At 69.4% G+C, this 25,649-nt stretch carries 25 protein-coding genes; 7 read left to right on the top strand and 18 right to left on the bottom strand.

Annotation, left to right across the window (positions count from 1 at the left end; genetic code table 11):
- Positions 1–10 precede the first annotated feature (10 nt).
- From ACFHPP_RS07305 to ACFHPP_RS07330, 6 genes are all read right to left on the bottom strand, one after another.
- Entirely contained in the window at positions 11–247 is a 237-nt protein-coding gene (locus tag ACFHPP_RS07305; protein WP_430668465.1) for a hypothetical protein, read from the bottom strand.
- A gap of 166 nt (positions 248–413) precedes the next feature.
- On the bottom strand, positions 414–1,916 hold the full coding sequence (locus ACFHPP_RS07310) for a hydrogenase expression protein HypE (protein ID WP_437162604.1): 1,503 nt from the start codon (positions 1,914–1,916) through the stop codon (positions 414–416).
- Positions 1,913–3,373, bottom strand: a complete 1,461-nt coding sequence (locus ACFHPP_RS07315) for a proton-conducting transporter transmembrane domain-containing protein (protein WP_437162605.1) — start codon at positions 3,371–3,373, stop codon at positions 1,913–1,915. The genes ACFHPP_RS07310 and ACFHPP_RS07315 overlap by 4 nt, the downstream gene beginning before the upstream one ends.
- The gene (locus ACFHPP_RS07320) at positions 3,370–4,047 is read right to left on the bottom strand and encodes a hydrogenase-4 component E (RefSeq protein WP_437162606.1); all 678 of its coding nucleotides are present in this window, start codon (positions 4,045–4,047) and stop codon (positions 3,370–3,372) included. The genes ACFHPP_RS07315 and ACFHPP_RS07320 overlap by 4 nt, the downstream gene beginning before the upstream one ends.
- A gap of 76 nt (positions 4,048–4,123) precedes the next feature.
- Positions 4,124–5,083, bottom strand: coding sequence for a respiratory chain complex I subunit 1 family protein (locus ACFHPP_RS07325; protein ID WP_437162607.1), 960 nt, complete (start codon positions 5,081–5,083; stop codon positions 4,124–4,126).
- A complete protein-coding gene (locus tag ACFHPP_RS07330; RefSeq protein WP_437162608.1) occupies positions 5,083–7,089 on the bottom strand; it encodes a proton-conducting transporter transmembrane domain-containing protein in 2,007 nt (668 codons plus the stop codon). Before ACFHPP_RS07330 ends, ACFHPP_RS07325 begins: the two co-directional genes overlap by 1 nt.
- 266 nt (positions 7,090–7,355) lie before the next feature.
- Here ACFHPP_RS07330 and ACFHPP_RS07335 point away from each other — a divergent pair, with 266 nt between their 5' ends.
- The 3 genes from ACFHPP_RS07335 (at position 7,356) to ACFHPP_RS07345 (ending at position 9,884) form a co-directional block, all read left to right on the top strand.
- Positions 7,356–7,907, top strand: coding sequence for a TRAP transporter small permease subunit (locus ACFHPP_RS07335; RefSeq protein ID WP_437162609.1), 552 nt, complete (start codon positions 7,356–7,358; stop codon positions 7,905–7,907).
- Positions 7,908–8,007: 100 nt separating this feature from the next.
- On the top strand, positions 8,008–9,432 hold the full coding sequence (locus ACFHPP_RS07340) for a TRAP transporter large permease (protein WP_437162610.1): 1,425 nt from the start codon (positions 8,008–8,010) through the stop codon (positions 9,430–9,432).
- On the top strand, positions 9,429–9,884 hold the full coding sequence (locus ACFHPP_RS07345) for a TrmO family methyltransferase domain-containing protein (protein WP_437162611.1): 456 nt from the start codon (positions 9,429–9,431) through the stop codon (positions 9,882–9,884). Before ACFHPP_RS07340 ends, ACFHPP_RS07345 begins: the two co-directional genes overlap by 4 nt.
- Before the next feature lie 45 nt (positions 9,885–9,929).
- Here the strand turns inward: ACFHPP_RS07345 and ACFHPP_RS07350 are convergent, their stop codons facing one another.
- From ACFHPP_RS07350 to ACFHPP_RS07360, 3 genes are all read right to left on the bottom strand, one after another.
- Positions 9,930–10,412: a hypothetical protein gene (locus ACFHPP_RS07350; RefSeq protein ID WP_437162612.1), complete on the bottom strand. Its 483-nt coding sequence runs from the start codon at positions 10,410–10,412 to the stop codon at positions 9,930–9,932.
- On the bottom strand, positions 10,409–11,782 hold the full coding sequence (locus ACFHPP_RS07355) for an RES family NAD+ phosphorylase (RefSeq protein ID WP_437162613.1): 1,374 nt from the start codon (positions 11,780–11,782) through the stop codon (positions 10,409–10,411). The genes ACFHPP_RS07350 and ACFHPP_RS07355 overlap by 4 nt, the downstream gene beginning before the upstream one ends.
- A gap of 69 nt (positions 11,783–11,851) precedes the next feature.
- The gene (locus ACFHPP_RS07360; RefSeq protein WP_437162614.1) at positions 11,852–12,679 is read right to left on the bottom strand and encodes an aldo/keto reductase; all 828 of its coding nucleotides are present in this window, start codon (positions 12,677–12,679) and stop codon (positions 11,852–11,854) included.
- Positions 12,680–12,713: 34 nt separating this feature from the next.
- Here ACFHPP_RS07360 and ACFHPP_RS07365 point away from each other — a divergent pair, with 34 nt between their 5' ends.
- Positions 12,714–13,352, top strand: a complete 639-nt coding sequence (locus ACFHPP_RS07365) for a hypothetical protein (RefSeq protein WP_437162615.1) — start codon at positions 12,714–12,716, stop codon at positions 13,350–13,352.
- Positions 13,353–13,641: 289 nt separating this feature from the next.
- On the opposite strand, the gene ACFHPP_RS07370 is transcribed toward ACFHPP_RS07365, so the two are convergent.
- The gene (locus tag ACFHPP_RS07370; protein WP_437162616.1) at positions 13,642–14,445 is read right to left on the bottom strand and encodes an undecaprenyl-diphosphate phosphatase; all 804 of its coding nucleotides are present in this window, start codon (positions 14,443–14,445) and stop codon (positions 13,642–13,644) included.
- A gap of 98 nt (positions 14,446–14,543) precedes the next feature.
- On the bottom strand, positions 14,544–15,632 hold the full coding sequence (locus ACFHPP_RS07375; RefSeq protein WP_437162617.1) for a TRAP transporter substrate-binding protein: 1,089 nt from the start codon (positions 15,630–15,632) through the stop codon (positions 14,544–14,546).
- 466 nt (positions 15,633–16,098) lie between these two features.
- Here ACFHPP_RS07375 and ACFHPP_RS07380 point away from each other — a divergent pair, with 466 nt between their 5' ends.
- Positions 16,099–16,800, top strand: a complete 702-nt coding sequence (locus tag ACFHPP_RS07380) for a hypothetical protein (RefSeq protein ID WP_437162618.1) — start codon at positions 16,099–16,101, stop codon at positions 16,798–16,800.
- Between the two features lie 203 nt (positions 16,801–17,003).
- Here ACFHPP_RS07380 and ACFHPP_RS07385 read toward each other — a convergent pair whose 3' ends face one another.
- The 5 genes from ACFHPP_RS07385 to sdhC form a co-directional block, all read right to left on the bottom strand.
- Positions 17,004–17,423: a DUF4149 domain-containing protein gene (locus tag ACFHPP_RS07385; protein ID WP_437162619.1), complete on the bottom strand. Its 420-nt coding sequence runs from the start codon at positions 17,421–17,423 to the stop codon at positions 17,004–17,006.
- 11 nt (positions 17,424–17,434) lie between these two features.
- Positions 17,435–18,217, bottom strand: a complete 783-nt coding sequence (locus ACFHPP_RS07390) for a succinate dehydrogenase iron-sulfur subunit (RefSeq protein WP_437162620.1) — start codon at positions 18,215–18,217, stop codon at positions 17,435–17,437.
- 16 nt (positions 18,218–18,233) lie between these two features.
- Positions 18,234–20,051, bottom strand: coding sequence for a succinate dehydrogenase flavoprotein subunit (gene sdhA, locus ACFHPP_RS07395; RefSeq protein ID WP_437162621.1), 1,818 nt, complete (start codon positions 20,049–20,051; stop codon positions 18,234–18,236).
- A gap of 66 nt (positions 20,052–20,117) precedes the next feature.
- A complete protein-coding gene (gene sdhD / locus ACFHPP_RS07400; RefSeq protein WP_437162622.1) occupies positions 20,118–20,528 on the bottom strand; it encodes a succinate dehydrogenase, hydrophobic membrane anchor protein in 411 nt (136 codons plus the stop codon).
- An 11-nt stretch (positions 20,529–20,539) separates the two neighbouring features.
- A complete protein-coding gene (gene sdhC, locus ACFHPP_RS07405; protein WP_437162623.1) occupies positions 20,540–20,983 on the bottom strand; it encodes a succinate dehydrogenase, cytochrome b556 subunit in 444 nt (147 codons plus the stop codon).
- Between the two features lie 170 nt (positions 20,984–21,153).
- On the opposite strand from sdhC, the gene ACFHPP_RS07410 reads away from it, so the two are divergent.
- A complete protein-coding gene (locus ACFHPP_RS07410; protein WP_437162624.1) occupies positions 21,154–21,336 on the top strand; it encodes a hypothetical protein in 183 nt (60 codons plus the stop codon).
- Positions 21,337–21,446: 110 nt separating this feature from the next.
- Positions 21,447–22,043, top strand: a complete 597-nt coding sequence (locus tag ACFHPP_RS07415; RefSeq protein WP_437162625.1) for a YajG family lipoprotein — start codon at positions 21,447–21,449, stop codon at positions 22,041–22,043.
- Positions 22,044–22,164: 121 nt separating this feature from the next.
- On the opposite strand, the gene ACFHPP_RS07420 is transcribed toward ACFHPP_RS07415, so the two are convergent.
- Positions 22,165–23,190, bottom strand: a complete 1,026-nt coding sequence (locus ACFHPP_RS07420) for an aspartate-semialdehyde dehydrogenase (protein WP_437162626.1) — start codon at positions 23,188–23,190, stop codon at positions 22,165–22,167.
- A gap of 68 nt (positions 23,191–23,258) precedes the next feature.
- The gene (locus ACFHPP_RS07425; protein ID WP_437162627.1) at positions 23,259–25,580 is read right to left on the bottom strand and encodes a methyl-accepting chemotaxis protein; all 2,322 of its coding nucleotides are present in this window, start codon (positions 25,578–25,580) and stop codon (positions 23,259–23,261) included.
- Positions 25,581–25,649 lie beyond the last annotated feature (69 nt).

The following is a 25,649-nucleotide window of genomic DNA, read 5'->3' on the forward strand; positions in this document are numbered from 1 at the left end:
TGCGGTTCCTTCAGGCTGTGCGGGCAACGCGGAACAGGTCGTTGCCCTCCGGGTCGCGCAGGATCATTTCCGTCCCCGGCGCGACGCGCTGGGCGAGCCAGCCGATCTCGTCCAGAGCATGGGCGCGGTCGTCATAGGCCCAGTGCTCCATCATGCCGCGATCCGGGCCGGGGCGGACCAGGGTGATGGTGAACAGCCCGGTGGCGCCCGCGGCGGCGCCGGCCTTGGTTGGATAGCGCCCGCTCATGGCAGTGCCCGATGTGCTCTGCCCATGCAGCCCCCCTCACCCGCTCCGGCTAGGCACTGCGTGCCAAGCCTGCGCAGCCCTCTCCCCCCGCTGGGGGGGGTTGGACGCATGCGTCCAACGGTGGGTGAGGGGGGCCGACGCAGGCTCAGGATTCCGGGCCTCACCGTCACAGATCCACCCCGCTGTAGGAACAGTTGAAGCTCTTGTTGCACAAGGGAAAATCCGCGACGATGTTGCCCTCCACCACCGCTTCCAGCAGCGGCCAGTTGAGCCACGACGGATCGCGCGGGAACACCGCGCGGATCAGCCCGCCATCGTCCAGCGCCACCCAGGTCAGGATTTCGCCCCGGAAGCTCTCGACGATGCCCAGGCCCTCGCCGCCACGCTGCGGCAGCGCGGTGTAGATTTCGCCGGGTGGCAGCGTCGCCAGGGTGCGGCGGACCAGGCGGATGCTTTCGGTCAACTCGGCGATGCGCACCCGCACGCGGGCATCCACGTCGCCCTCCTCCCGCACCATCAGCATCGGCGGCCCGCCGGCGAAGGGGCCGGAGGGGAAGGCCAGCCGCGCATCGAAGCGGCGGCCGGAGGCGCGGCCGACCACGCCGCCGGCGGCGAAGCGCGCGGCCAGCGCCGGCGCCAGGATGCCGGTGCCGACCACGCGGTCCTGCAGGCTGGCATGGCTTTCATAGATCGCGACCAGCGCCGGCATCTCGGCCTCCACCGCATCCAGCGCCGCGAGGATCGGGCCGGGCTCCGCGAGGTCCAGCGCCAGGCCGCCGGGGATGACGCGGTCCATCATCAGCCGATGGCCGAAGACCTGGGCATTGGCCCGCAGCACGCCTTCCCGCAGCACGCCGCAGCGCGCATGCGGCCAGGCGAAGGCGGCGTCGTTGCAGATGAAACCCCAGTCGCCCAGGTGGTTGGCGATCCGCTCCAGCTCCAGCATCGCCGCGCGCAGCCACAGGGCGCGGGGTGGCGGGGTGGTGGCGGTGGCGGCTTCCGCGGCCTCGGCGAAGGCGAGCGAATGCGCCACGGTGCTGTCGCCGGACAGGCGGGCGGCGAAGCGCGCGGCGGTGCGCGGCGACTTGCCGGACATCAGGCCGAGCGTGCCCTTGTGGGTGTAGCCGAGCCGCTGTTCCAGCCGCACCACCATCTCGCCCTGCACGGTGAAGCGGAAATGCCCGGGCTCGATGATGCCGGCATGCACCGGGCCCACCGGAATCTGGTGCCAGCCCTCGCCCTCGATCGGCAGGAAGGCCGGCTGTTCCGGGATGGCGCCGTTGCGCGCCGGGCGGGCCGCCATGGGTTCCGTCAGTGGCCAGCGTCCATGGTCGAGCCAGGGGCGGAGATCGACGCCGCCCGTCGCCTCCAGGCCCCAGAGGTCGCGGATCATGCGCTCGAGGCGCACGGCGCCGGGCCGTGCGGGCGACAGCGCCGGGTATTTCCGCTCGGTCGCCGGGCAGGAGGCGAGCAGCAGCTTTCCCGAGCTCTCCTCCAGGAAGGCGGCGTGGACCAGGGTGGGTTCCGCCCACATCGACAGCAGCGCCAGCATCGGCTGTTCCGCCAGGGCGGCGGCCATGCGGGCGAATTCGGTCGGCGTCAGCAGGAAGCGCTCATGCGGCTTGCAGCCCTGCCGCGCGCCGCGGCGGATCATCAGGCTGGCGCTCATCCCAGCAGCCTCGCGGCATCGGCCAGCAGGGCCAGCAGGAAGGCCGGCGCGGCGAAGCCGAGCAGCGCGGCCAGCCCCAGCAGCGACCAGACCGGCACGCTGGCCCAGAGCAAGCCGCCCGGCAGCGCGAAGGCTTCCGGGCGCATCGCATCCGGCGTCGGCGCCCCGAGACACAGGCGCTGCAAGGCCCGCACCAGCGCGGCCCCCGCCACCAGCAGCCCAAGGCCGAGCGGCAGCGCCAGCCAGGGCGCCCGCGCCGCCGTCTCCGTCACCAGCCGGAACTCCGAGACGAACAGCGCGAAGGGCGGCAGCCCGGCGAGGCCGGCGATGCCCAGCGCCAGCCCCCAGCCGAGCACCGGGTGGCTCGCCGCGAGGCCGCCGATATCGGCGATCTTCTGGCTGCCCTTGAGGTGAGCGGCGGCGCCGACCGCGAAGAACACCGCGCTTTTCACCAGCGAATGCCCCATCAGGTGCAGCATCCCGGCCAGGTTGGCGCCCAGCCCGAAGGCCAGCGTCGCCAGGCCCATATGCTCGATGCTGCTCCAGGCGAACAGCCGCCGCGCGTCGCGCCGCCGCCACAGCGCGAAGGCCGCCAGCAGCAGGGACGCCAGGCCGAAGCCGACCAGCAGCGGCCCGGGCGCCAGCGCGCCGGGGTTCAGGCCGACGATCGCCTTGGCGCGCAGGATGGCGACCAGCGCCGCGTTCAGCAGCAGGCCGGACAGCACGGCGGAAATCGGCAGCGGCCCCTCGGCTTCCGCATCCGGCAGCCAGGCATGCAGCGGCACCAGCCCGGCCTTGGTGCCGTAGCCCACCACCAGGAACACGAAGGCCAGCGACAGGATGCCCGCATCGCATTCCAGCGCCACCGCCCGCAGCGCGCCCCAGGAGAGGCCCGGATCGCCGCTGCCCACCACCGGCAGGGCGGCCAGATACAGCAGGATGGTACCGAACAGCGCCAGCGCGATGCCGACGCCGCACAGCACGAAGAACTTCCAGGCCGCCTCGATGGCGGCCGGCGTGCCGTGGATGGCGACGATCAGGATGGAGGCCAGCGTCGCGATCTCGATCGCCACCCACATCACACCGAGATTGTCGGACAGCAGCGCCAGGAACTGCGCGCCCATGAACACCTGGAAGACGGCGTGGTAGGCGCGGGCGCGCAGGTCGTCGAAGCGCTCGGCATCAACGGTCGCGGCGGAAAACCCGGCGGCGGCCAGGCCGATGATCCCGGCCAGCGCCACCAGCGGCAGGTTCACCGCATCGGTGCGCGTCCAGCCCTGCACCCCCTGCTCCAGCGCCAGCAGCGCCAGCGCCAGCAGCGCGGTGCCGGCGGAGACGCCGATGTTCACGAAGGCGGGCAGGCGGCCGCGCGGCGGGATCAACGCCAGCGCCACGGCGCCGATCCAGGGCAGGAAGACAATGATCCAGGCCAGCGGAAGCCATGGGACGGGCATCATGGCGGCTCCGCCTCGCCGCGCTGGCGGTGCAGGGTGCCGGTATCCAGCGTTGCCAGCCGGTCGCGCAGCAGGAACACCACGATGCCGGCGACCAGCGCCAGCATCAGCACCAGCGCCGCTGTCGAAAGCTCCACCACCAGCGGCATCACCTGCACGCCGATGGCGGCCAGGATCAGGCCGTTCTCCAGGCTCAGCAGGCCGATCACCTGGCTGATGGCGTTGCGGCGGGAGATCATCATCAGCATCCCCAGCAGCACCACGGACAGCGCCAGCGCCAGGTTCTCACGGCTCACCGCCTGCGCCTGGCCAGCGGTGACCGGCAGCACCACCAGGACCGAAAGGCCCACCAGCGCCACCGCCGCCAGCAGCGATGGCCCGACGCCGAGCGCCGTTTCCACCGTCCGGTGCAGCCCGAGCCGGCGCAGCAGCAGCCGCAGCGCAACCGGGATGAGCAGCGCCTTGGCGCCGAAGGCCAGTACCGCCGTCATGTACAGCTCCGGCTCGCCCTGCGCGTAGGCCTGCCACGCCGCCGCCGCCGCCAGCAGCCCGCCCTGGATGGCGAAGGCATTGATCACCGCCTCCAGCCGCCGCTGGTACAGCAGCACGAAGGACAGCAGCAGCACGCCGCCGCCGAGCAGATGCGCGATGTCGTAAGCCGGACTTGCGAAACTCATGGCCCTCTCCCCCCTCGGGGGGGTTGCACGCATGCGTGCAACGGTGGGTGAGGGGGGGCCGCGCGCCGAAACCCCATCACGCCAGCCTCGTCGACAGGAACAGCAGCAGCGCCGCCAGCAGGGCCAGCAGCAGCGCCGCGCCCAGGAATTCCGGCACGCGGAACACGCGCATCTTGGCGATCGCGCTCTCGAAGGCCGCCAGCGCCAGGCACAGCACCGCCATCTTCGCCACCCACGCCAGCAGCCCGACCACCCACCCGAGCGGCGCGAAGCCCGCCGGCGCCGTGCCGAAGGGGAAGAAGATCGCCGCCAGCAGCGCCAGCCACAGCGTCAGGCGCAGCGCGGAAGCCGCCTCCCACAGCGCCAGGTGGCGACCGGAGGCTTCGAGGATCATCGCCTCGTGCACCATGGTCAGCTCGAGGTGGGTGGCCGGGTTGTCGACCGGGATGCGGGCATTCTCCGCCACCGCCACCGCCAGCAGCGCCACCAGCGCCAGCCCGAGCGAGACGCGCAGGCCCAGGCTGCCATCCTGGAAGATGGCGCCGACCTGCTCCAGCCCCGTCGTTCCGGCCAGGATCGCCAGCACCAGCGCCACCAGCAGCAGCGCCGGTTCCGCCAGCGCCGCGAAGGACATCTCCCGGGCGGCGCCCAGTCCGCCGAAGGCCGTGCCGACATCGAGGCCGGCGAGCGCCATCGCCACCCGGCCGAGTGCCAGCAACCCCGCGATCAGCACGAGGTCCGCCATCGGGGCGAACGCCATGCCACGGGAAAAACTCGGCACCAAAGCCAGGGCGGCCAGCGCCGCGGTGGCGCCGGCATAGGGCGCGGCGCGGCTGATCCAGCTGGCGTTCTCCGCCAGCACCGGCCGCTTGCGCAGCAATTTCCGGAAATCCCACAGCGGCTGCAGCGGCGAGGCGCCGGTGCGGCCCATCATCCGCGCCTTCAGCCAGCGGATGCCGCCCACCACCAGCGGCGCCGCCGCCAGCACCAATGCCAGGTGCAGAAGCTGCGTCAGGATGCCGGTGACGATCCACATCACCGCGCCTCCAGCCAGGCGGACAGCGCCAGCAGCGCCACCAGCGTGCCGAAGGGCAGCATCAGGAAGCGCGTCAGCGACAGGTCGCGCAGCCGTTCCGCCCGGGTCGCCAGGGCATCGCGCAGCCGGGTCATGGGTGCCAGCAGCCAGGTGTCGGAGGGATCCGTGAACCCCGATTCCAGCCGCGCGGGCCCGGGATCACCCGGTGCCGGCATCGCCACCGATTCCCGCGCCGCCAGCAGCGATGTTCCCAGCATCCGCCGCAGCGGCTGGCCGAGGCCGGCGGCCGAGGGCTGCGTCACCGGGTCGCCGAAGGGCAAATGCTGCGGCGGCGCCATGAAGCCGCAATCCCAGGCCGGGCTCCGCGCCACGCCGGCCGGGCTGCGGCCGCGCAGCCCCCACCAGATGGCACCCGCCACCGCCGCCAGCAGCAGCGCGAGGCCGAGCGGCCAGTAGCGCGCGCCGCCATCGCCGACGCGGACCAGCAGGGCGCTGCCGCGTTCCACCATGCCATGCGGCACCAGCACCTGCACGGCCGGCTCCGCCAGCGCCAGCATCGGCCCGGGCAGCAGCCCGAACAGGATGGTGAGCCCCGCCGGCAGCAGCAGCGCCAGCCGCGCCAGCCTCGGGCCGTCCACCGCGCCTGCGGCGCGCGGCGTGCGCGGCCGGCCGAGGAACACCATCCCGAACAGCCGCACCATCGCCGCCGCCGCCAGCGCCACTGCCAGCGCGACCGCCGCCACCACCGCGACGGCCAGGACCTGGAACGCCAGGTCGCCGACGCGCCAGGCCGCCAGCAGCGCCTGCAGCAGCAGCCATTCGCTGGCGAAGCCGGACAGCGGCGGCAGGCTGGCCGCGGCGCCGCCGCCCACCAGCACCGCGCCCGCCGTCCAAGGCATGGCGTGGATCAACCCGCCCAGGCGATCCAGCCGGCGGGAGGCGGCGCCATGCAGCACCTCCCCCAGCCCGAGGAACAGCAGCGACTTGAACAGCGCGTGGTTCAGCGCGTGCAGCAGCGCTGCCCCCGCCGCCAGCCCGGCCAGCACGCCGAGATCGGCCGCGCGGAAACAGGCGGCGAGGCCGAGGCCGAGGGCGATCAGCCCGACATTCTCGATGGTGGAACAGGCCAGCAGGGTCTTGCCATCCTCCTCCAGGTTGGCGCGCAGCGCGCCGAACACGGCAGAGGCCGCGCCCAGCACCAGCAGCGGCACGCCCCACCACAGCGGCTGCGCCGGCCCGGACAGGTCCAGCAGCAGCCGGGCCAGGACGTAGATCGCCACCTTGGTCATGGCGGCGGACATCAGGGCGGAGACATGACTCGGCGCCGCCGGATGGGCGAGCGGAAGCCAGCCATGCAGCGGCACCAGCCCGGCCTTGGCCCCGGCACCGGCCACGACCAGCGCCAGCACCGCCGCCGCCTGCCACCCGGCGGGAGGGTTTTCGCGGATGGCGGCGAAGGACAGGTCGCCGCCCACGCCAAGCAGGCCGATGGCCGGGATCAGGCAGGCGCCGCTAAAGATGGCGAAGCCGAGATACAGCCGCGCCGCGCGGCGGTTCTCCCGCGCCTGATGGTCCGCTGCGACCAGGACCCAGGAGGCGAGCGACATCGCCTCGAACCCCAGCAGCAGTGAAAAACCGTCGGCCGCGACCAGGGCCAGCGCCATGCCGGCCAGGAACAGCGGATAGGCCGCCAGCAGCCGGGGCGGACCCTGCGCGCCATGCGCCAGCGCGAACAGGGCCGAGCAGGCACCGGCCAGGCCGAGCAGCAGCAGGAACCAGGCCGAGAGCGCATCCAGCGCCACCAGCGCCGGCAGGCCGGGCACCGAAAGCGGCAGCGCCTGGGCCGGCAGCGGCCCGGTGAACAGCACGGCGAGCCCGATGCCGGCAAACCCGACGCAGGCCGCCAGCGATCCGCCGTGCACCGCGGATGCCACCCATTTCGCCCCCTGGGGCAGCCGCGCCAGCGGCACGGCCGCCAGCGCCAGCAGCCCGAGGCCCGCCAGCATCAGAAGGAAAGCCGTCAGCACGGCAGGGGCGCGAAGCGGATCACTGCGGCGGAGGATAGACACGCCTCACCCGCGGCATAAGGGGGCGCGGTGGGCAAGGCGATCAAGTCTGCCGGGACGACGTGCATTTCCGCGGAGCCGCCGCCGCCTTGCAGCTTTCCAACCGTGCGGGGCGGCGCTAGATGGCCCGTCCCGGCTTTGCAGCGCGGGCACTCGGACCATCACCGGGCGGTCGGCCCGCAACTCAGGACTCAGGGGGCGTTTCGTTGGGCCCGTTGCTCGCCTTCAGCCGCGGCGTCGATGCCCTGAACGCCGCGTTCGGGCGCATCGCCGACTGGCTGGTGCTGATCGCCTGCGCCGTCAGCGCCGGCAACGCCTTCGCCCGCTACGGCTTCTCCTCCGGCTCCAACGCCTTCCTCGAGGCGCAGTGGTATGCCTTCGCCGGCATGGTGATGCTCGGCGCCAGCTACACGCTGTTCCGCAACGAGCATGTCCGGGTCGACCTGGTCTATGGCGCGCTCGGGCAGCGGGCGCGGATCTGGGTGGATGTGCTGGGCATCACTTTCTTCCTGATGCCGGCCATGGCGCTGCTGGCCTGGATGACCTGGCCGTTCTTCGTCGAATCCTGGATGCGGGCGGAGGTTTCGCCGGCGCCCGGCGGCCTGCTGCGCTGGCCGGTGAAGCTGCTGCTGCCGCTCGGCTTCCTGCTGATGTCGTTGCAGGGGCTGTCCGAGCTGGTGAAGCGCATCGCCATGCTGCGCGGCATCGAGCTGCCGCCCGGCCGCCTGCACGCCTCCTACGCCCGGCCCGACCAGTGAGGGTCATGCAGGTTTCGGGAAAGCCCTCTCCCCCTGAGCCAACCTTCGACGCAACGCGCCGAACCCCCAAGGGGGAGAGGGCTTTTCCCGGGGTCGGCAGATGAGCGAGTTTTTCAACGTGGATACCATGCCGCCGCTGATGTTCGGCGGGCTGGTGGTGTTCCTGCTGATCGGCTTCCCGGCCGCCTTCTCGCTGGCCGCGGTCGGGCTGTTCTTCGGCTTCCTGGCGATCGAACTGGGCCTGTTCCCCGAGGCCTGGATGTTCAACCTGCCGCTGCGGGTCTTCGCCATCCTGTCGAACGACCTGCTGCTGGCCATCCCGTTCTTCACCCTGATGGGCGCGGTGCTGGAGCGCTGCGGCCTGGCGGAGGATCTGCTGGAGGGCACCGGGCAGCTGTTCGGCAAGGTGCCGGGCGGCCTCGCCTATGCCGTCATCATCGTCGGCGCGATCCTGGGCGCGATCACCGGCACCGTCGCCGCCAGCGTCATCTCCATGGGCATGATCAGCCTGCCGATCATGATGCGCTACGGCTACGACATGCGGATCGCGACCGGCGTCATCGCGGCGTCGGGCACCATCACCCAGATCATCCCGCCCTCCCTCGTGCTGATCGTGCTGTCGGACCAGCTCGGGCAATCGGTGGGGGAGATGTATGCCGGGGCGATCGGGCCCTCGCTGATGCAGATCGCGCTGTTCCTGCTGTTCATCTGGGGCGTGTCGATCTTCCAGCCGCACAAGGTGCCGCCGCTGCCACCCGAAGCGCTGGCGCCGCGCGACTGGCGGCTGTGGTGGCGGGTGCTGAAGGGCATGGTGCCGTCCATGGGCCTGATCTTCATGGTTCTCGGCACCATCTTCATGGGCCTCGCGACGCCGACCGAGGCCGGTGCCATGGGCGTGGTCGGCGCGGTGGTGCTGGCGGCGCTGAACCGGCGGCTGACCTGGCCACTGATCCGCCAGGCGATGGGCAACACCATGCGCATCACCAGCATGGTCATCTTCATCCTGATCGGCGCCACCGTGTTCACCCTGGTGTTCCAGGGCGTCGATGGCGGCATCTGGATCGAGCACCTGCTGGCGATGCTGCCGGGCGGGCAGACCGGCTTCCTGATCTTCGTCAACGTCTTCATCTTCTTCCTGGCGTTCTTCCTCGACTTTTTCGAGATCGCCTTCATCGTCATCCCGCTGCTGGCCCCGGCGGCGAAGTCGCTCGGCATCGACCTGGTGTGGTTCGGGGTGCTGATCTGCATCAACATGCAGACCGCCTTCATGCACCCGCCCTTCGGCTTCGCGCTGTTCTACCTGCGCGGCGTGGCGCCCAAATCCGTGCTGACGCGGGACATCTACCTGGGCGCCATCCCCTGGCTCGGGCTGCAACTGGTGCTGGTCGCCATCGTGATCTTCTGGCCGCAGAGCGTGACCTACTGGCTGGACCGCACGCCGCGGGCGGACCCCAGCACGGTCATCATCGACATGCCGCCGCCGATGCCGGCACCGGACATGCCGAGCGTGCCGATTTTCCAGTGATCCTCACCCCGATCGGCACCGTGCGCGGCGGGCGGCTGGAGCCGGCGGATGACGGGTGGGATGCCGTCGAGGCCGAGATCGTGCTGGACCCCGCGCTGCTGGGGCCTGATGCGGCGCTGGGACTGGATAGCTTCAGCCACGTTGTCGTGGTGTTCGGCTTCCACCGGCTGGACCCTGCGCAGGTGGAGCGCAACGCCCGTCATCCGCGCGGCCGGCTGGACTGGCCACGCACCGGCATTCTGGCCCAGCGCGGCGCACCGCGGCCGAACCGCCTCGGCGTCACCACCTGCACGCTGTTGGGTGTTCAGGGGCTGCTGCTGCGCGTGCGCGGGCTGGATGCGGTCGACGGATCGCCGGTGCTGGACGTGAAGCCGCACATGACCGGCTTCGACCCGCGGGGGGAGGTCCGGGAGCCGGATTGGGCGCGGGAGATCATGGCAGGTTATTGGTAGGGTCTAGACTAAGGACGCGAACCACCGCAGACCGCGCCTATCCCGTTATTCCGCGGTCACCCCGGTTGACCCATTCCCTAGTGAACGGATCGTCTCGGCAACAGCCTCACGCTTTTGTGGTCGAGTGAGCTGACCCCATCTTTGATGCGCCACCTCTGGAATTTCCATCTCAACCACCTTCTGCGGCTCGATAAGTTCCCAAGAGGCGATACGCCGGCTTCGGCATGCTGGGCACAAAGGCTGTCCATCAATCGAATAGGGCTTTCCCTGCGGGTCTGGGTCACATGCCAGAGGGCCAAAAATTTGCTGCAGGATGTCCGCTACCCGGAATGGATCTTCCGCGCCGATGGCGTCCGTCACCAACGATTTCAGCTCTTCATAAACAGCATCTTCGAAAGCATTCAGGTGTGCCAACCTTCCGGATAATGACCATAATAAGAATTCGCCATACCGACTTTCATCCAGCATTGGCGCTTCGAAGGTATGATTGCATGCGGCGCAGACATATTTTCCTAAGGTAATTTTCATGGCGTCGCAGGACTCACCATCACGGGTTTAAGGACATCGTTGAAATCGCGAATTATAACAATGTTGGTGCCTGCGGTTCTCTCGGAAGAGTATCTGATAGCATTGTAGCCATTTTGAGCGGCTCTTTTACCGATTGTCTGAGTACTGGATGAAATCGGTCCGCCAGAATAGTTCCACGCCCGGGCAACGCTCGGATCGCTGAGGTCGAGTACCCGCAACGCATTCTGATTGACGCTGAACCGTATCCCCGTTGAAGGCTGCACTCCGTGGTGCGCCAACTCCGCCAGCGCTGTTCCTGGCTGCTCCGCAACGTAGAAGCCACGGCCGAAGCGGCTCTTTGCGTTCATGAAGGCGGGATCAATCCCGGCCTCAAGGATGCTACGGACTGCTCCTGGTGTCGGTGTCGCGTGCCAGACGGAACTGGCTGCTGCGCTCTCTGCAACCTCAGCATGCCGCATTCGGGCCGGCTTCGGCGATTGGTCATGCCCTTTGCGATTTTGCGGCCGGGACCTGCTGCCAGGCCTCTCCGCCACCTCCATCTGCCCGCCACGCGGCTTCTTCGGCCCCGCCCGCACGATGATGCGGATGAACAACTCCACCCCGATCAGCGTCACCGCCGCCGCCAGGATGACCGCCGCCGCCCTCAGGTCCGCCTCGGTCTTGGCCGACTGCACGCGGTCGAATACCTCGGAAAGCTTCGCGATCCCCTCCAGCACCGCGTCCTTGGCGAACACCAGCGTCACGCCCAGCAGCAGCCCACCGGCCAGCAGCGCGAGGACGCCGGCCGGGTTCATCATCATCAGCGCCATCGTCCCGGCCATCATCGCCAGGGCTTCGGGCGAGAAGAACTCGTCGAAGCGCGCCCGCACCTCCTTGCCCAGCCCGTCCAGCGAAAGCTCATCCGGCACCTTCGCCAGCACCAGCAGCCAACGCTCGTCCATCGGCATGGCCGCGACATTCACCCCGGCCATCCGCCGCACCGGCAGGGAAACCTCGCCTTTCAGCGACTGCAGCATGGCGCGGGTGTCGCCCTCGACCTCCCGCGCGCCGGGCAGATGCGCGATGCGCATCACCAGCACCCGGCGATCCTGCACGCCGCGAGCTATGGCGGCGATGACCTCCATGCCGGTCAGCACAGGGCCGGTCAGGAAAGCCGGCTTGCCCTGGAGTTCCGCGGCGAGGTCAAGTAGGGCTGCCTGCGTCGCCCCGCCATCCTGCATGGCGCGCCTCAGTGCCGCTTGCAACTCCAGCAGGCCGACGCCGCGGGAAATGCCCTGCTGGCGCACCACCGCATCCGACATCCATGCGGAGGCGGGAATCAGCAGGTAGCCTCCCTCGGCCTCCTGTAGCTGGATGATGCGTCCCTGCATGCACAGCGATACTTCATCCGAAACGGTTCAGTGTCGAGAGTGTTGATCGGCCTTGGTTGAGGCGGGCGTTCAGATCATCGCCAGCGACCGCTTTCGCCTCGGCGGAGGAAAGGCCGCGTCCAGTTCGGCCAGATCCTCCGCCGCCAGTCGCAGGTCGCGCGCTGCCGCATTGGCCCTCACATGCGCCGGATCGCTCGCCTTCGGAATCGCGATCACACCCGGCCGCGCCAGCACGAAGGCCAGCGCCACCTGCGCCGGCGCCACGCCATGCCGCGCCGCCACCACCCGCAGCGCCTTGTGCCGCAGCAGCGCGCCGCCCTGGCCGATCGGGGAATAGGCCATCACCGGCATCGCGTGCTCCGCGCAGAACGGCAGCAGGTCGAACTCCGGGCCGCGTGCCTCCAGGTTCCACAGCACCTGGTCCGTGGCGCAATCGGCCAGCGCCGGGCCGAGCTCCTTCAGGTCCGGCACGTCCAGGTTGGAGACGCCCCAGCGCGCGACCTGGCCGCGGGCGCGCGCCGCCTCCATCGCCTGCACCGTCTCCGCCAGGGGCACGCTGCCGCGCCAGTGCAGCAGGTACAGGTCGATCCGCTCCACCCGCAGCCGCTTCAGGCTGGCCGCCAGCGCCACCGGCAATCGCGTCGCCGAGGCATTGTGCGGATAGACCTTGGAGACGAGGAACACCTCCTCCCGCCGCCCGGCGATGGCCTCTCCCACCACCTCCTCCGCGCCGCCCTCGCCATACATCTCCGCCGTGTCGATCAGCCTCAGGCCGAGGTCGAGGCCCAGCCGCAGTGCATCCGCCTCCGCCCGCCGGTCGCCGCCCTCGCCCATGCGCCAGGTGCCCTGGCCGAGCGCCGGCACCGTCACGCCATCATGAAACCGCACCTGATCCATGGAACCACAGCCTCCCTCGACCCATTTGCCAGGCATGACCCGAATCGCGCTGCCCCTCTCGGCCTTCATGGTCGCTGCCTCCCTCGCCAACGCACAACCCGTGCCGAGCGTCCAAGGCCAGGTGCCGGAGGAAATCGGGTCCTGGCGGCTGTCCTGCCTGCAGGACCGCATGACCGACCGCGCCGACTGCCTGCTGCGGCACCGCGAACCGGTGGAACCCGCCCAGAGCGCCACCGGGTCCTCCCTGGTGCTGGAAGTGCAGGACCGCGGCGGCCACCTGGTCCCCGTGGTGGCGGCGCGCGACCTCGGCTTCGAATCCGCCAGCCGCGGCCTGCTGGCGATGACCGGCACCGCCCAGCTCCGCTTTCCGCCCAACCGCTACTTCGAACTGCCCTGCACCCTGGAAGGCCGCAGCCTGGTCTGCGCCCCCAGGCCGGAAGACGCCGCCCGCGCCGCCGCGGAACTGCCCGCCGCCGAGACCGCCCTGGTCCGCATGACCGGCCTCGGCGCCGGCTCCGACCGCGCCGACCCGGCCGAACTGCGCCTCAGCCAGACGCGCGAAGCCCTGACCCGCTACCGCAGCCGCGTCCCCGAAGGCAGCACCCCACCCCCCGCCTCCGGCCTGACCCTGCCCGACATCACCAACCGCCTGCAGCGCCTCTTCGGAAACTGACGCGGGTCGGGGCGTTCGTCTGGGGGTTGCGCTGGTTGATTGCAGGGAGGGCTCTGCCCTCCCTGCACCCTCCCGCCAAGGGGCAGTGGCCCCTTGGAACCCTTTGATTCATGAACAGGATGGGAGAGGGGCACAGCGGTCGTGCCGGACAGGAACGCGCGCGGCGCCCCTCTCCCATCCTGTTCAAGGTCCCGGCGGTCCAGGTGGCCCTGCCACCTGGTCAGGGGGTGCGGGGGGCGGACAGCCCCCCGCGAACCACCCGCGCGGACCCCAGGCGGACCGCGCCCGGTCAGCGCAGCATCAGGAAGGCCAGCATCGTGCAGCCGAGGGCGATGCGGTACCAGCCGAAGGGGGTGAAGCCGATGCGGCTGATCACCTTCATCAGCCAGCGCACCACGAACAGGGCGACGATGAAGGCGGTGACGAAGCCGACGCCGATCTGGCCGAGGGCGGACAGGTCCAGGTCGGCGCGGGCCTTGTAGAGGCTGTAGGCGGTGGCGGCGAACATCGTCGGGATCGCGAGGACGAAGCTGAATTCGGCGGCCGTACGCCGTTCCACCCCGACCAGCAGGGCCGTGATGATGGTGGCGCCGGAGCGCGAGGTGCCCGGGATCATCGCCAGTGCCTGGCCGAAGCCGATCAGCAGGGCGGCGCGGGGCCCCATCTGCGGGATGGTGTGGATGGAGGGGTCGGGGCGCCAGCGCTCGATGGCGATGATGGCGATGCCGCCGAGGATCAGGGCGGCGCAGACCACCCAGGGGTTGAACAGCAGCTCCGTGATGGTGCCGTGCAGCAGGGCGCCGATGACGGCCGCGGGCAGGAAGGCCAGGATCAGGTTCCGGGCGTAGAAGCGCTCCGGCCCGGGTCTCCAGGCCAGCATCGCCAGGCGCCACAGCGTGGCGCGGAACACCAGCACCACGGCCAGTACGGCGCCGAGCTGGATGCAGATTTCGAAGGTCTTGCCGGGCGGGCCCTGGAAGCCGATCAGCTCCCCCAGCAGGATCATGTGCCCGGTGGAGGAGATGGGCAGGAACTCGGTCGCGCCCTCCACGACGCCCATCAGGAAGGCGTCCAGAAAAGTAGCGAAGTCCATCAAACATGCATCCGCCGAGGTCCGGGCGGATGTATAGCCGGATCATCAGGGCGGCATAAGGCGGGGGCGGTGGCCCCCGTCCTCACGTCACCGTTGGGCTAGCGGACCGTCTGCGCGGCCGAGAAGGCGAAGTTGTCGAAGCTGTTCTCGGCGATCCGGAACCACTGGAACTGCTCGGTCCGGAAGCGGTTGTAGCTTTCCATGATCTTGGCGAAGCGCGGGTTTCCGGCGCTGATCTCGGCGACCATCGCCTCGTTCGCGCGCCAGGCGGCTTCCAGGATCGGGCGCGGCCAGAAGCGCAGCTGTGCGCCGGCGGCAACCAGGCGGCGCAGGGCCTGCGGGTTCAGGTGGTCGTAGCGAGCGACCATGTCGCTGTCGGCCTCGGCGCAGGCGACTTCGAGGGCGTGCTTGTAGAGCGCCGGCAGCGCGTCCCAGGCGCGCTGGTTGGACATGAAGTGCAGCCGCGCGCCCGGCTCCCAGAAGCCCGGCGCGTAGTAGAACTTGGCGACGCGGACGTAGTTGGCGCGCTCGTCGTCATGCGGGCCGACGAATTCGGCGGCGTCGATCACGCCTCGCTCGAGCGACGGGTAGATGTCGGCCGGGGCGATCAGGGTCGGCTCGGCGCCCAGCCGCTGAAACAGGCGCCCGGCCAGGCCCGTGATGCGGAACTTCAGGCCGCGGAGCTGGTCGACGGAAGAAATCTCGTTGCGGAACCAGCCGCCCATCTGCGCGCCGGTGTCGCCGGCGGTGATGCCGTGGACGTTGTAGTCCCGGAACAGCTCCGCCGCGAGCTCATTGCCGCCGCCGTAGCGGAACCAGGACGTCATCTGCCGCGTGGTCAGGCCGAAGGACATCGCGGTGAAGGGGACGAAGGCGGGCTCCTTGCCGATGTAGTAGTAGGAGGCGGTGTGCCCGGCCTCGATCGAGCCCTGCTGCACCGCGTCCAGGATCTGCAGCGTGCCGACGATCTCGCCGGCCGGGAAGGTCTGGATGCGGAACTTGCCGTCCGTGAGCTGGCCGACGCGGGCGGCGATGCGCTCCAGCTGGCCGTACAGCACGTCGAACACGCGCGGGAAGGCGGATTGCACGCGCCAGCGCACTTCCGGGCTGGACTGGGCGAGGGCGGGGGTCGCGAGGGCGAGGGGGGCGGCCGCGGCGGCGGCGCCCAGCATGGAACGGCGATTCAATGGACATCCTCCCTGTTCAGGGCGCGGACGGCACACGCCCGCTTCTGTCGCCAGGATTAAGCGATCCGCGGGCGGCCGGAAATAGGCCGGGCGCCTGAGTTATGCCAACTCCCACTGATTAGGCCCCATGCGCCCATCGGGTCGAGCAGCAGCCCGGCCTGCTGGCCGGGGCTGACCAATCCGCAGTCGGGCCGCAGGACAGAAGCCTGTTCACAGCCATGGCCAGATCACGGCCGGTGCGCCTGCACCGGGAGCGGGATGGGGATGGGCGGCGGAGGGCCGCTCAGGCTGGCACCCAGCGTGCGCTCCGCAGGGGTTGGCCCAGACCGTGTGGATGCTTCGCGGCAATCATCCAGCTCCGTACCAGAGACCCCGGAGAATTGTTGCGTATAAGCACCGAGATCGGCATTTTGGTGTTCGGAGGCGCCGATGGCGTCACTTTTGAGACATCGGGATCCGGGCCACAATGCGCGTTCTCCAGACTGCCGTCCCAGCGGCGCGACTTCACTCAGGTATCGGTTCGACACTCGTCGATACGCTGAGCTACTTTTCAACGATCGCCGTCGTGATGCCGCCACTGATCACCGACGGGGCCAGCGAAGGCCTGTTCTCACGCGCGCCGGCCCAGACCAATCAGCCGATCGTATCCACGATCACCAATGAAGCTGGCCTGATGCTCTTCGCCAAGGACATGGACACGCTGCGTCGTGGTCTCTCCGCCTATCCAAGGGATGTTGGCGTCAGGAGCGCCGACAGTGGCCTGGGCCTGATCGTGGGCAAGTTCCGGCGGGAAGGGTCGGGCCTTGCAGTCAATTTCATGAAATGGGGGATCGAGAACCGCAAGCAGCACTTCCTGCACGCGACTTTCAGGATCTCGGCCTGGCTCGTGAAACATGGCACGAAGCCCTGGGAGAGAAAGGCGGCCCACCGACAGCTGAACGAGATGGGCACCAGCATGGGAATGGACTATATTATTACGTTCAAGGACTTCTGCCAGCACTACAAGCCTGATGAAAAACTGATGCGCCGCGCCAGCTTCATCTTCATTATCCGGACGGCCGACATCGCGCCCGACTTCAGTCCGCCGGGCTGCACGGTCGTCCGCTACATCGCCAACTCCCTCCAGCTGGCGGATCTCGCCACGCATGCGGTCAGCCGGAAGTCATGATGTGGCGCCCTGCCTTGCGCGACGGCTTCCGCCCAACCGCTCCTGCCATGGGACCCTTCACTGTCCCGGCATGTGCAGCGCGCCCGCACTCACCCTCCCGCATCGGCGCACCGCTCCGTGGGGCGGATTCCTGCGCGCACGTTTGGTCCTGCGAAGCACCCCAAACCCTGACCCGATGAGCCTGCCGCGCCGGCCCTGTCACATCACAGGAAAAATCGGCCCAGCACGGCGCCGGCCGCGACCATCTGGAGCAGGTTGGCGGCGACCGACAGGCGGTGGGAGAGGTCGAAGCCCCGTTTCGCCTCCGCATCGCCGGCCTTGGCGCGGTCCGACAGCGCGTTGATCCGCGGCATCAGCACCTGGCGCAGCCAGAAGGCCATGCCGGCAATGACCACCATGATGCCGGCATCGAGCGGCGACAGCGGATACAGCGCCACCGCCGCGGCGGCCGAGGTTGCCAGAACCCAGAGGTAGTAGGGCGGAAACACGCCGCGCAGGAAGCGGCCGGCCATGTCGGCCGGCAGCACGCGGAACACCGACGGCGCGATGACGGCGGCGAAGAAGGCCATGCCGCCGAACAGAAGCGCCGTGGCGAACAGCGCGACGGTCAGCAGCCCAGTCATCGGTTATTCAATCAGACCGCCCGTTCGGCCAGCATCTTCTTGATGTCGCCGATGGCCTGCGCCGGGTTCAGCCCCTTCGGGCAGGTCCGGGTGCAGTTCATGATGGTGTGGCAGCGGTACAGCTTGAACGGATCTTCCAGCGCATCCAGCCGCTCGCCGGTGTGCTCATCGCGCGAGTCGGCGATCCACCGATAGGCCTGCAGCAGCACGGCCGGGCCGAGGTAGCGGTCGCCGTTCCACCAGTAGGATGGGCAGGCGGTGGAGCAGCAGAAGCACAGGATGCATTCCCACAACCCGTCAAGCTTGGCGCGCTCCTCCTTGCTTTGCAGGCGCTCGCCATCCGGCGGCGGGGGGGTGTCCGCCTTCAGCCAGGGCTCGACGCTGCGGAGCTGCGCGTAGATCTGCGACAGGTCGGGCACCAGGTCCTTCACCACCGGCATGTGCGGCAGCGGGTGGATGCGGACCTCGCCCTTCACATCCTCGATCGGCTTCAAGCAGGCGAGGGTGTTCAGCCCGTCGATGTTCATCGAGCACGAGCCGCAGATGCCCTCGCGGCACGACCGCCGGAAGGTCAGCGTGGTGTCCACCTCGTTCTTGATCTTGATCAGCGCGTCCAGGACCATGGGTCCGCACTGGTCGAGATCGATGTCGAAGGTGTCTGTGCGCGGGTTTTCGCCCGAGTCCGGATCCCAGCGGTAGATCTTGAAGGGCCGCACGTTCTTCGCGCCGGCGGGCGCGGGGAAGTGCTTGCCCTTCGTGATGGTCGAGTTCTTCGGCAGCGTGAAGGTGGCCATGGTCGTGATCGGGCTCCTAGTAGACGCGCGCCTTGGGCGGGAAGACCTGAACCTCGTTGGTCAGGGTGCGCATCTTCACGTCCCGGTAGTCCAGCTTCACGTTCCGCTTGTCGTCCACCCAGGCGAGGGTGTGCTTCATCCAGTTGGCATCGTCGCGGTCCGGATAATCCTCATGCGCATGCGCGCCGCGGCTTTCCTTGCGGGCCTCGGCGCCCACCACCGTGGTCAGCGCGTTGCCGATCAGGTTGTCGAGCTCCAGCGCCTCCACCAGGTCGCTGTTCCAGATCAGGCTGCGGTCGGCGATCCGGATGTCGTCGTAGCTGGCAGCGACGAGGTTCATCTTGTCCACGCCTTCCTTCAGCAGCTCGGAGGTGCGGAAGACGGCCGCGTGTTCCTGCATGGTGCGCTGCATCTGCGAGCGCACATTGGCGACCGTCTGGCCGCCCTTGGCGTTGCGCACCTTGTCGAAGCGCGCGAAGGACTTCTCGCCGGCACCCGGCGGCAGCGGGGCCTGGCTCGCACCCGGCTTGATGGTCTCGGCGGCGCGGTGCGCGGCGGCGCGGCCGAACACGACCAGGTCCAGCAGGGAATTGGTGCCGAGGCGGTTGGCGCCATGGACGGAGACACAGGCGGCCTCGCCCACCGCCATCAGCCCGCGCACCACCCGGTCCTGGTCCTGCGCCGTGGGGTTCAGGACTTCCGTGTGGATGTTCGTGGGGATGCCGCCCATGTTGTAGTGGACGGTCGGCAGCATCGGGATCGGCTCCTTCGTCACGTCCACGCCGGCGAAGATCTTCGCGGTTTCGGAAATGCCGGGGAGGCGTTCGTGGAGAAGCGCGGCGCCCAGGTGTTCCAGGTGCAGGTGGATGTGGTCCTTCTGCGGGCCGACGCCGCGGCCCTCGCGGATTTCCATCGACATGGCGCGGGAGACGACGTCGCGGGAGGCGAGGTCCTTCGCCGTCGGCGCATAGCGCTCCATGAAGCGCTCGCCTTCGGAATTGGTCAGGTAGCCGCCCTCGCCGCGGGCGCCTTCGGTGACGAGGCAGCCGGAGCCGTAGATCCCGGTCGGGTGGAACTGGACGAACTCGTTGTCCTGCAACGGCAGGCCGGCCCGCAGCACCATGCCGCCCCCATCGCCGGTGCAGGTATGGGCGGAGGTGCAGGAGAAGTAGGCGCGGCCATAGCCGCCGGTCGCCATCACCACGGTCTGCGCCCGGAAGCGGTGCAGGCTGCCGTCTTCCAGGTTCCAGGCGGTGACGCCGCGGCAGACGCCCTCATCGTCCATGATCAGGTCGAGCGCGATGTATTCGACGAAGAACTCGCAATTCGCCTTCAGAGCCTGCTGGTACAGCGTGTGCAGGATGGCATGGCCGGTGCGGTCCGCGGCGGCGCAGGCGCGCATCGCCGGGGTCTTGCCGTAGTCCTGCATGTGGCCACCGAAGGGGCGCTGGTAGATCTTGCCGTCCTCGGTGCGGGAGAACGGGACGCCGTAGTGCTCCAGCTCGATGATCGCCGGAATCGCCTCCCGGCACATGTATTCGATGGCGTCCTGGTCGCCGAGCCAGTCCGACCCCTTCACGGTGTCGTACATGTGCCAGCGCCAGTCATCCTCGCCCATGTTGCCGAGCGCGGCGCCGACGCCGCCCTGGGCGGCCACGGTGTGGCTGCGCGTCGGGAACACCTTGGTGATGCAGGCGGTCTTGAGTCCCGAGGCACCCATGCCGAAGGTGGCGCGAAGCCCCGCGCCGCCGGCGCCGACCACGACCACGTCATAGGTGTGGTCGACGATGCGGTAGGCCCCGCCGCCGATCGCGGGCTTGGAGATGGCGTTCATCTGGTCTGCCGTCCATCCGTGTGGCGGGGCGAAATGGCCCGCGCCGGTTGGTATCGTATTTGGTGCTTAGACCCGGACCGCAAGGCGCAAAACCGCAACCACGGCGGCCAGCGCCAGCAGAACGCACACCGCCTTCACCGCCAGGATGGACGCGATCTTCACCCATTCCGGCTTGGCGTAATCCTCGAGGATCACCTGCAGGCCGGAGGCGGTGTGCTGGAAGGTCAGGCCGATGAAGGCCAGCAGCAGCACGGCGTTCAGCGGATGCCCGATCCACGCCGCAGCCTCCAGCTGCGTCATGCCGGCGGAGGTCGCCAGCGACACGACGAACCAGATGGTCAGCGGCAGCAGCGCGATGGAGCTGACGCGCTGCATCCACCAGTGATGCGTGCCGGATTTCGCGGAGCCCGAGCCGCGCACGCGGCCAAGCGGGGTGCGGAGCGTGGTCTGGCGCAGCGAGGGGTCCTGGGCGGCCATGGTCTCGTTCCTTACCAGGACAGCAGCAGCGCGAGCCAGGTCAGCGCCGTCAGCACCGCCGTGCCGACCAGCACCATGCGCCCGGATTTGTAGGTGGTCGGGATGTCGTAGCCATAGCCCGCATCCCAGAACAGGTGGCGGATGCCGGCCAGGGTGTGGAACCAGGCGGCGGCGGTGACGCCCATCAGCAGCAGGATGCCGACGAAGGAGCCGAGGAACCACTGCACCCGGTCGAAGGCCACGGGGCCGGAGGCGGCAGCGACCAGCCACCACACCATCACGACGGTGCCGGCCGCCCAGATGACGCCGGTGATGCGATGCGAGATCGACAGCGCGCTGGTCATCTGCATCATGTCGTAGACCTGCAGATGCGGCGACAGCGGCCGGCGGACCTGGGTGCCGTCGGTCCGGAGACCCAGCATGGTGGGGTCCTGCTGATCCTGCATCGATGACATGCGGTGCCCGCTCCTCATGGTGCGCGGCGTGCCGGATTGGCTGCCCGGGGCGCGGCGCACACTGTCAACAGCGTTCTATGGTGCAGCGCGCCATAGCGCAACGCGGCGTGGCGGGAAAATGAGAACAAATAGGGGGTGAATGGGATGATTAGGAATGATATCCTTGCCTCATGCCCCAGCCGGACCCCCGCGCCAAGCTGCCCCGCTTCGCCCCTCGGCGCCAGGCCCGGAAACGCGCGCCCAAGCCGGCGGCGAAGCCCACGCCCTCGCCGTGGCAGCCGGTGCTGGACGTGCTGCACAAGATGCTGACGGCGGGTGCCGCGCTGGCGACGATCCTGCGGTTGCTGTTTTGACGGCGAGGTCGACTGCTGGGCCGGTAGATCTCGACTTCTTTGCGCGAGGCTGTCGGCTTCACGCCACAGCAAAGCATGATACAACTTCGATACAATCCGGAGGATCCGAAATGCGGCGCCTAATCCTGGCTTGCATGCTGCTCAGCGGCTGCGCCCTTGAGCGCGACTACATCGAAGTGCGCCATGTTGCGGCCCCCGGAGTTCAAGCCATCCCCGGCGCCTCGGAAGTTGTAGTGTCGGTCGATACGCGAGACGGCAGGACGATTAGAGACCGGGTTAGTAATAAAATAAATGGGTATGGAATGGAGATGGCTCCGATCATTTCCACCAACGACGTGATCACCGAAACTCAACGTGCCATCGTAGAGGAACTGACTTCGCGAGGATTCAGAATTGGTGGAAGCGAAGCGCGGCTCGACGTCGAGGTTCTTCGCTTCTTCAGCCAGTTCCAGACCGGATTCTTTGCCGGGTCGGCAAAAGCTGACCTTTCGGTCAACGTTCGCCTGACCGACAGGTCCGGCCGCCTGGTCCTGGCAAAGACTTTCACAGCGGAGGGAATCGTCCCAAGTCTTCAACTGGCGAGCGGCGCGAATGCAAGATTGGCCCTCGAGGACGGTTTGCGGAAACTCATTCGCATGATCGGGGACGATGTTGAGCTTGCTCAAGCCCTCCTGCGAGCCGGCCCCGCCGGGCGACCGGTCAGCTAGACTGGAACTCCTGACAACGCGGTTTCAGGGAGGGCGAGTGCGTCTCCGGAGGTGTTGAGAGGAGGTTTGCCAACAGCCCTGTCATCCGGGTGCTGTTTGCCTGGGGGTACGACGGTACTGGTCATCGCGACCCTAAAAGCCCCTGCGCCACCAGTTCCTCCGCGATCTGCACCGCGTTCAGTGCCGCGCCCTTGCGCAGATTGTCGCTGACGCACCAGAAGGCCAGCCCGTTCGGCACCGTCAGGTCGCGGCGCAGGCGGCTGACATAGACGGCGTCCTCGCCGGCGGTCTCGGCTTGCGTCGCATAGCCGCCGTCTTCCCGGCGATCGAGCAGGATCACCCCCGGCGCCTCCCGCAGGGCGGACCGGGCGTCGGCTTCGGTGATGGGTTCCTCGAACTCCACATGCACCGCCTCGGCATGGCCGATGAAGACCGGGACGCGGACGCAGGTGGCCATCACGGCGATGTCCGGGCTCAGGATCTTGCGGGTTTCCTCCGCCATCTTCGTCTCCTCCCGCGTCGAGCCGTCGCCGAGGAAATTGTCGATGTGGGGGATGCAGTTGAAGGCGATCTGCTTGGTGAACTGCTCCGACGGCGGCGTTTCGTTCACATAGACGCCGCGGGTCTGCGACCACAGCTCGTCCATCGCCTCCCGCCCCGCGCCGGACACCGACTGGTAGGTGGACACCACCACGCGCTTCACCCGCGCCAGGTCGTGCAGCGGCTTGAGGGCGACCACCATCTGGATGGTGGAGCAGTTCGGGTTGGCGATGATCCGCCTTTTCTTGAAGCGCGCCAGCGCCTGTGGGTTCACCTCCGGCACCACCAGCGGCACGTCGGGGTCCATGCGGAACTGGCTGGTGTTGTCGATCACGACGCAGCCGGCGGCCGCCGCCCGCGGCGCATGCACCGCGCTGATCGCGGCGCCGGGGGAAAACAGCGCGATGTCGATGCCCGTGAAGTCGAAGCTGCCCAGCGACTTCACCGTCAGCACCTGGTCCTCCCCGAAGGAGACCTGCTGGCCGGCGGACCGGCCGGAGGCGAGGGCCACCATGCTGTCCACCGGGAAGCTGCGCTCCGCCAGCGTCTTGAGGATCTCGCGCCCCACCGCGCCGGTGGCGCCGACCACGGCCATCCTGTAGCCCATGCTGCCGTTCCTTCGATGTGGCGGCGGGCTTAGGCGCTTCCGGCCCGCATGGGCAAGCTTCGGCGCGCCTACATGGACCGCACGCTGCGCAGGAAGCTGTCGGTCTTTTCCTTGAGCTGCCGCGCCTGGCCGGCCAGCGCGCCGCTGTCGTCGCGCATGGCACCCGCCGAGGCGCCGGTGGCTTCCGCCGCGCCGCGCACCCCCTCGATCCGCTGCGCCACCGTCTGCGTCGCCTCCGCCACCTGTGCCGCGCTGCGGGCGATCTCCTGCGTGGCGGTCCCCTGTTCTTCCACCGCCGCGGCGATCGCGGTGGCGATCTCGCTGGTGCGTTCGACCGTGGCGCCGATGCCGCGGATCGCGGCCACGGCCTGGCTCGTCGCCTGCTGCATCTGGCCGATCTGGGCGGCAATCTCCTCCGTCGCCTTCGCGGTCTGGCCGGCGAGGGACTTCACCTCGGACGCCACCACCGCGAAGCCCTTGCCGGCCTCCCCGGCGCGGGCGGCCTCGATCGTCGCGTTCAGCGCCAGCAGGTTGGTCTGCCCCGCGATGTCGCCGATCAGCCGCACCACGTCGCCGATCCGCGCCGCGGCCTCCGACAGGCCCTGCACCGTGGTGTCGGTGGCCTGCGCCTCCGCCACCGCGCGGCGGGCGACCTGGGCGGCCTCCCCCACCTGGCGGGAGATCTCGTGGACGGAGCTGGCCATTTCCTCGGCCGCCGCCGCCACCGCCTGCACGTCGCCCTGCGCCCGCCCGCCAGCCGCCGCCACCGCCGCGGCTTCCTGGCCGGAGGTCGCGGCGGTGCCGCTGAGCGCCACGGCGGAGTCCTGCAGCCGGGTGGCGGACTCGGCCACGGCGGCGACCACGGCGCCGATCTCCGTCTCGAAGGTGTCCGCCAGCCGGACCTTCTCCGTGCCCACCGTCCAGGCAAGCATCGCCGCGGTGTAGCCGCCGGCGGCATCGAGAATGGCGGAGATGCGCAGCTCCAGCACCTCCTCGCCCAGGCGGATCCGCGCCGTGTGCGGCAGGCGCGAGGCATCGGCGAGCATGGCGTGCTGGTGCGCCGGGTTCTTGTGAAAGATGTCGATGGACTGGCCGAGCATGTCCTCCGGCCCCATCGGCAGGACGTGGCGGATGCTGCCGAGCAGGCGCCTTGTCTCCGCATTCATGTAGGTGATGCGGAAGCCGTCGTTCGGGTCCGCGCTCATCACCGCGGCGGGAAGCTGCTCCACCATCTGGCTTTGCGCGAAGGCGGTCCGCACCGTGCCGCGCAGGGCCTCCAGCGCCTCCGCCATCTGGCCGATCTCGTCGCGGCGGCCGCGGTCCGGCACGGCCATGTCGGCCTGGCCGGACGCGATGCGGGCCATGATGGCGGACAGCCGGCGCAGCGGGGTGCTGATGGCGCGGGCCATGGCCAGGGCTGAAAGCAGCAGCACCAGGCTGATGGCAAGCCCGGTCCAGACGGTGCCCATGCGGACCAGCGTGGTGCGTTCGGACACCTGCGCGCGCTGCTCGGCGGCGATGGCGGCGCCGGCGGCGGCCAGGGTGGCGGCGGCGTCGCGCATCGCCAGGCGCGCCGGCGCCACCTGGTCCTGCCGCGCATTGGCGACCTGTTCCCCGGCATCCAGGATGGTGCCGGCGGCCGTGCCGAGGCCCTGAACATGCTCCACCAGCTTCTGAAGGTCGTCCCGCAGCCGCTGCACGCTGGAATTGGCCAGCAGGCCGCGGCTATGGACGCGGGATTGCGCGATGCCGCGGCGGACGCGGCGGACCTGCTCCTGCTCGCCCGTCGCCAGGAGACGCTGCACGCCGATCCGCACGTCGTTCACCGCCGCGTGCACGGTCAACAGCCGGTGCCGCGCCTCCTCGCGCTCGGCCGGTGGCAGGTCGAACTCGAAGCTGGTGGAGATCGACTCGAAGGTGGAATCGTAGGCCGCGGACAGCGGGAACAACTCCCGGTCCCGCGCCACGATCATGCGGGCCCGCTGCGTCGCCACCCGTTCCAGCGCACCCCGGTAGGTCGCGGCCACCTCGGCCAGGTTGTCGGCGGCGGCCAGGAGACGCGGTTCCCCGACGCTGGCGGCGGCCATCTGGACCTGCGCCAGGCCGTCCGCCAGCGCGCGACTGATCTCGGCCCAGGCGGGCGCCTGGCCCGCCTCGTCATGGGTCAGCAGCAGGTCGCGTTCCAGCACCGCGACGTCGCCCAGCCGGTCGGCTCCGGCCTCCATAGCGTCCATCGCTTCCTGGGTGCGTGCCGAGCCATCCTGTTCCGCCAGGATGCCGGCACTCTCGCGCCAGACCATGCCCACCAGCCCGGTCAGCAGCAGCAGGGCCAGGCAGGCGGACGCCGCCAGCTTTCGGCCAACCGACATGTCGAGGAGAAGGCGCATCATGCAGGCTCCGGCGTGCAGCGAGATGCGCAGCATGCCGGCCCGGCATTGCCATCCCGTGAACGGGAGGCG

It is taken from the genome of Falsiroseomonas sp. E2-1-a20, from assembly GCF_051433195.1.
GTDB lineage: Bacteria > Pseudomonadota > Alphaproteobacteria > Acetobacterales > Acetobacteraceae > Falsiroseomonas.